This is a genomic window from Rhodobium orientis (assembly GCF_003258835.1).
GTDB classification, from domain to species: domain Bacteria; phylum Pseudomonadota; class Alphaproteobacteria; order Rhizobiales; family Rhodobiaceae; genus Rhodobium; species Rhodobium orientis.
This window is the reverse complement of the sequence record NZ_NPEV01000194.1, coordinates 1-260: the sequence shown is the minus strand read 5'-3', so window position 1 is coordinate 260 and position 260 is coordinate 1. Positions and strand designations below refer to the sequence as shown.

Annotated in this window: 1 protein-coding gene; it reads left to right on the top strand. The window is 40.4% G+C overall.

Going from position 1 to position 260, the window contains the following annotated elements; translation table 11 throughout:
• The coding region (rpmE, locus tag CH339_RS25805; protein WP_438646527.1) for a 50S ribosomal protein L31 at positions 1-251 on the top strand (251 nt) is incomplete at its 5' end.
• Positions 252-260 lie beyond the last annotated feature (9 nt).

Below are 260 nucleotides of genomic sequence, written 5' to 3'. Positions count from 1 at the left end.
ATAATAACTCTGTTTCCGAATTGGATTCAGGGCGGAAGGAGATGACAGACATGAAAGCAGGAATTCATCCTGAGTTCAAAAAAGCAACAGTCAAATGCGCTTGTGGAAACGAATTTGAAACAGGTTCAGTAAAAGAAGAGGTACGCGTTGAGATTTGTTCTGAATGCCATCCGTTCTACACTGGCCGCCAAAAATTCGCTTCTGCTGATGGTCGTGTTGATCGCTTTAACAAAAAATACGGTCTTAAGTAATAATAGATA